Raw genomic sequence first — 5,230 nt, 5'->3', positions numbered from 1 at the left:
CGAAGAAAGGCGCCACGACCAGGTGCAGCTCGTCCGCAAGGCCGGCCGTGAGGAACTGGGTGAGGACCTTCCCGCCGCCCTCGACCATCAGCCGCCCGACGCCGCGGGCGCACAGGTCCTCGCTGATCCGGCACATTTCGACCGGCCGACCACCGTCGACGACCGTGGCGACCGCCCCGAGCCGGCACCGAGCCTCCGCCACGCCCGATCGCCTTCGCGGCCGGCTACCCACTGCTCCACAGTGCGGATCCCGCCGAGGCCGGGAAGCGCCATGACGTACACCACCACCAGCACAGCGATAACTGTGATGGCGGCCGCCTCCGCGTAGTGACCGGAATCCTCGAAAGCGACAACGACAAACGATGGAACAAGGTACACCGGCACCAGCGCGAGGAAGCTGATCGCGTAGTCGCCCACGAGTGTCGCTCCGTACCGATCCCACGTCCACTGCCAGATGCGGTCCATCCCGCGACCGTCTTGCGCCAGCTGTGCGTAGTGACCGCGTGGACGCCGAGCTCCTCGCGGGCTTTGCGCCACTCCTTGCCCATGTTGTTCGGGTCTCGTATCGGCGCCGCGAAAGTCGTGTCGTGACCGTGACCACCGCTCGGTGGCACCGGCCGGCATCTGCTGGGACTGCGGCGGGCCGTGTCTGACCTACAAGGGCAGCGAGCGCACCCCCGACAACGGTGTTTAACCGCAGTGGAATGCCACGATCCGTACTCCCGGGGAGTCGGGAGGTTGTTCGACTCGCTTAAGTTGTGGGCGTGGCAGCTCGCACCGTCCTGGTTACCCCACTGTCGGGGCCGCTGGCCAGATTCGGGAAAGCAGGGGCGAGCGCCCTTGCTCTCTGGGCTGACCGTTCCAGAGTAAGTCTGGAGGTCATCGACGCTTACCCCTCTGCGGCGTCCGCGATACGGGCCGCCGAGGCTAGCCTGCCCGACGTGGTGTTCGGGCCCTACGGTTCGGGGCCCGCCCTGGCGGCCGCGGCCGCCAGCAAAGGGGTCGTCTGGAACCACGGTGGCGCCACCGCCCGGCTGGCGCGGCCAGCGTATCCGCGTGTCGTCAACGCGGAGTCTCCCGCTTACCGCTATCTCGCCGCAGTGCTCGAAACCCTTGTCGCCGAAGGTCTTGGTGAGGGCTCGGAGGTGGTGATAATGCACGTCGACACGGGGTTCGGCCGCGAGGTGGCCGAAGGGGCGGCGGTGGCGGCGCGGCGGCTCGGTCTCCAGCGGCGGTCGGTGACTTTTCTGCCAGGGCGGGCGAGAGACGTGCTGGCGCAAGTCCCGGCGGGCGATGTGCTGTTGTCGGCCGGTTCCTTCGACGATGACGTCGCCATCGCGCAGTGGGACAGCGGATACCGTTGGCGTGCAGTTGGATTGGTCGCCGCGGGGGTCGGTGAGCTCCGGCACGCCATCGGTGATCGTGTTGAGCGGCTTTACGGACCGTGTCAGTGGTTCGACGACGGGACAGATGATCCCGCGGACGGACCCAACAGCGAGTGGTTCGCCCGGTGTTACCGGGACGCGAACGGTACTGAGCCGCCGTATCCGGCTGCTGCGGCCTTCGCCGCGGGTGTAGTTTGGCAGCGCTGCGTGAAGGAAGCCGGCACTGTTGAATCCTTGCCGGTGCTGGCCGCGTCATTGCGACTCGATACCACCACCTTGTTCGGTCGGTTTCGTGTCGACCCGGTCACCGGCGTGCAAACCGGCCATCAGATTCGTGTCGTTCAGTGGCGAGGCGGACAGCGGGTGCTGGTTGATCGGCCGCTTCGTCGGACGTGAGCGTCGAAGGCACATCCGCCCGTGCATGGGTCGGCGTGTCGGCGCCGGTCGCGCCTCAGCTAGCTAGCTAACACCGCGCTGCCGCATCTCACCCCGGCGTCACCCCGGCGACGGAGGCGATTTGTAGCCGTACCGAAGGCGTACCGGGACCGTCAGCCGCGGTCGATCGGCTCGGCCGGCTGCTGGGACTGGCAGGCCACGACGCGCGCGGACTGCTGGCCGGCTATGGCGGCTGGGAAGGTCGTACTCGGCGTGATTACCGGGCCCTGGTGCTGGCCCGACTCGGTTGGCAAGTCTCCACTGCCGGCGACCGTAAGCAGCTCGACGCGTTCCTGCTCGCTCGGGCTCTGGGGCACGACGCGCCCGCAGTTCTACTGCAGCTGGCCTGCGACTGGCTGCGCAACGAGCGCATTGTTGACCCGTCGGTGGACACGCTGTCCCGACGGGTCGCGGCTGGACGCGCTCAGTGATGTGCCGAGGACGTGGGCGAGGGCTGCGGGCCAAAAGTGGTGAGGAACCTGTCCCGGAAGGCATCCATCGGCCAGACCGGTGCGCCGGCGTCTGGCCGGAGCCCGTCCTGCCAGCCCCAGTCCGTCGCCCGATCCATGACCGCTGGGTCGGCAGCGATGATGCTCACCGGCACGTCGTGGCTCGCCCCCTGACCGGCGACGATGCTCGCCGGCTGGTGGTCGCCCAGGACCACGAGCACCAGCTCCTGGTCGTGGAGCTGCTGCACGAACGAGGTCACCGCGTCGAGTGTGTAGGCGACGGACTCGGCGTAGGCGGCCTTGACCAGGTCGGGGTCCCGCCACACCTCCTCCGGCGACTCGCCTTGGGCCGGCATCGGGTCGAAGACCGAGCCGTCGCCGACCCGGCTCCAGTCGACGAGCCTGGGCAGCGGCACCCAGGGGGTGTGGCTGGAGACCAGGTCGATCTCGGCCATGACGGGTGCCCGGTTCGGCTGCTCGAGCTCCAGGCGCTGGAGCGCGGCCAGGGTGTACTGGTCCGGCATCGAGGCGTAGCTGAACCGCGGCCCGACATATCCCACGTTCCGGCGGTCGTAGACCTGGTCGTAGTGGTAGTACGTGGTCGCCACCGGCCAGTCGTCCTTGCTGGCTGGTGCGTCGGCGACGGTTCGCCAGCCCGCGCGACCGAACGCGTCGGTGAGGGTGAGCCGGTCGAGTGTGCTGAGGCGTTCGTACCGCCGCTGATTGTCCACCCACAGACCGGACTGCAGGGTGATGTGGGCCAGCCAGCTGAGGCCACCGAAGGTCGGAGAGGTGAGGAAGCCGCTCCGCGAAGAGAACCCGGCCTTTTGCAGCCGCCGCTCCCCGGCATCGAGCGCAGACTCGACGACGGGGAGGTCGAGCGCCGTGCGTCCATAGCTTTCGACGAAGACCAGGAGAACGTCCTTGCCCCGCAGGCCGGTCAGGAGGTCGTCGTCCGGCATGTTGCGGAAGGGATCCTGTTCGAGCGCCTGCACGAACTCCCGCTGGCCGCGGAGGTCGTCACGGACCTGCGCAGCGTGGGTGTAGGCGAGCCGGGCCGACGCGGTGGAGGCGATTGGTCCTGCCGGCCCCAGCTGGGCGCCGGACAACGTGGTGAGCATCGCGATCGCGGTCAGAAGGGCGAGCATCCGGATCGACAGCCGCCGGTGTGTTGCCACGAGCCGGGTCAGTCGCACCGCGGACAGCGGCAGCAAGGCGATCAGCGCGATGATGAGAAGCCCAACTCCGATCTGGACGACGAGGGCGCCCGCGCGGCCGATCGAGTCGCCGAGCAGCCCGACCGCGGAGCCGGCGTACGCGGTGTCGTAGAGGGGGTGGAACGGGCGGTCGAAGGCGAAGTGGAAGCCCATGTCGAGCAGCCGCAGAATCGTCAGCGCGCCGAGTCCGAGTCCGCCGAAGAGCGCGAGGATCCGTGCGACCCTCGGTGTCAGCACCAGCACGAGGACGACGAACAGTAGGCCCTCGACCGGGATCCGGAGGAAGGCGCTCGGCGCCAGGTCGTCGACCCGGTCCGGCACGAGGAGCGCGGCCCAGACCAGGAGTAGGGCCAGGGCGGAGGTCACGGTGGCGCGAGCGCCGGGTGGGCTTCCGGCGAGGGTGTGTCTCGAAAAGATGCCGGGAAGCAGCCGTGATGTCCGCGCACGATCCGGCAAGGCGGAGGTGCGAGAGCGCAGCGTGCCGCGCCGGCCGCCGACAACGCCGTCCGGTCGCGATGCGGCGCCGCGGCTGCGTCGGCAGATTTGAGATACATGCCCTCGGACCCAGAGCCCCCAGACGCTGCGGCCGAACGACTCGACCAGCAGGCCCTGCGCGACAAGGAGCATCGCGGTGGTCACGGCGTCGGGCAGGATGTCGGCCGCCGCAACGGTCAGCACGACGCCCACGATCGCGGCGACCACCCTGGCCCATTGCCGGGGCGGCAGCGGACCGCGCAGCCACGGCAGCACCCAGCCGGCGGCCACGAACGCATACCGGGCCAGACCCATCGCGAGCACCCAGCAGCCCGACTCACGTGCGACGTAAACGCTCAGGACCATGATCAGGAACGCGTCGACCTCCATGTCGAAGCGCGCCCCGAACGCCGAGGCGGTGCCGGTACGCCGAGCGACCCGGCCGTCGACACCGTCGAGCACCAGCGCCACCGTCGAGAGCGCCACGAGGATCGCCGCAGGCGCCTGGCCCCCGAACGAGTCCACCGTGAGCGCCGCGACCCCACAGGCGAGGACTGCGCGAGCCAGGGTCACGCAGTCCGCCGGCCCCATTCCGACCTGGCTGTGACGCGCCAGCGCGCGAGCAAGCAGGGCGGCAAGGCCGGCTCCGCAGGCGACACCGGCCAACCAGCCGGACGCGTCGAGACCGGTGGTCGCCGCGAGGACACCGAGGAGCGCGAGCAGGCAGACGAAGCCGGTGAGCGGGCCGGTCGGGACCCAGCTGCGCACTTGACCAACCCGACGCACCGTGCCTCCGTATCTCAGGGGTACGAACAGTCATACGGTAGAGGCGACGCTTCGATTCATCCGGTCGGGAAGAGGAGGGTGCGGGTGCCGACGGAAGCGCGCGCGTTCTGGATCCGCGAACCCGGCCGGGGCGAGATTCGCACGGTCCAGCTGCCGGAGCCTGGTCCCGGCGAGGTGCTGGTGCGCACGCTGCGGTCCGGGGTGAGCCGCGGCACCGAGGGACTGGTGTTCCGGGGCGGAGTCCCTCAGAGCCAGTACGAAGTGATGCGGGCACCGTTTCAGGAGGGTGACTTCCCCGGCCCGGTCAAGTACGGCTACCTCAACGTCGGCGTCGTCGACCGCGGTCCCAACGAGCTGCGGGGGCGCACCGTCTTCTGTCTCTTCCCCCACCAGACGGCGTACGTCGTGCCGGCCGACGCCGTGGCAGTGGTCCCCGACGACGTCCCGCCGGAGCGTGCCGTCCTCGCCGGCACGGTGGAGACCG

4 protein-coding genes and 1 pseudogene are annotated in these 5,230 nt (G+C 69.6%); 3 read left to right on the top strand and 2 right to left on the bottom strand.

All coding sequences use genetic code 11. From position 1 onward, the window contains the following. Window positions 1–202: dihydrofolate reductase family protein (locus QOC69_RS09820; RefSeq protein ID WP_526438830.1), on the bottom strand; the 202-nt coding region annotated here is incomplete at its 3' end. Between the two features lie 562 nt (window positions 203–764). Between QOC69_RS09820 and QOC69_RS09815 the strand changes: the two genes are divergently transcribed. Both QOC69_RS09815 and QOC69_RS09810 read left to right on the top strand, forming a co-directional pair. Continuing rightward, a complete protein-coding gene (locus QOC69_RS09815; RefSeq protein ID WP_526438828.1) occupies window positions 765–1,781 on the top strand; it encodes an ABC transporter substrate-binding protein in 1,017 nt (338 codons plus the stop codon). A 119-nt stretch (window positions 1,782–1,900) separates the two neighbouring features. Then, entirely contained in the window at window positions 1,901–2,251 is a 351-nt protein-coding gene (locus QOC69_RS09810; protein ID WP_526438832.1) for a DUF4158 domain-containing protein, read from the top strand. Here QOC69_RS09810 and QOC69_RS09805 read toward each other — a convergent pair. Beyond that, window positions 2,245–4,728 (bottom strand): CDP-alcohol phosphatidyltransferase family protein, encoded by a 2,484-nt coding sequence (locus tag QOC69_RS09805; protein ID WP_526438826.1) that lies wholly within the window; start codon window positions 4,726–4,728, stop codon window positions 2,245–2,247. The two genes, QOC69_RS09810 and QOC69_RS09805, sit on opposite strands and share 7 nt — an antisense overlap. A gap of 102 nt (window positions 4,729–4,830) precedes the next feature. On the opposite strand from QOC69_RS09805, the pseudogene QOC69_RS09800 reads away from it, so the two are divergent. Further along, window positions 4,831–5,230, top strand: a pseudogene (locus tag QOC69_RS09800) (dehydrogenase); the annotation flags it as partial.

It is taken from the genome of Mycobacterium sp. (assembly GCF_032162105.1).
In the GTDB taxonomy this organism is placed as follows: Bacteria; Actinomycetota; Actinomycetes; order Mycobacteriales; family Mycobacteriaceae; genus Mycobacterium.
Note: the sequence above shows the minus strand (reverse complement) of the source record. Positions and strands in the feature narration are given on the sequence as shown.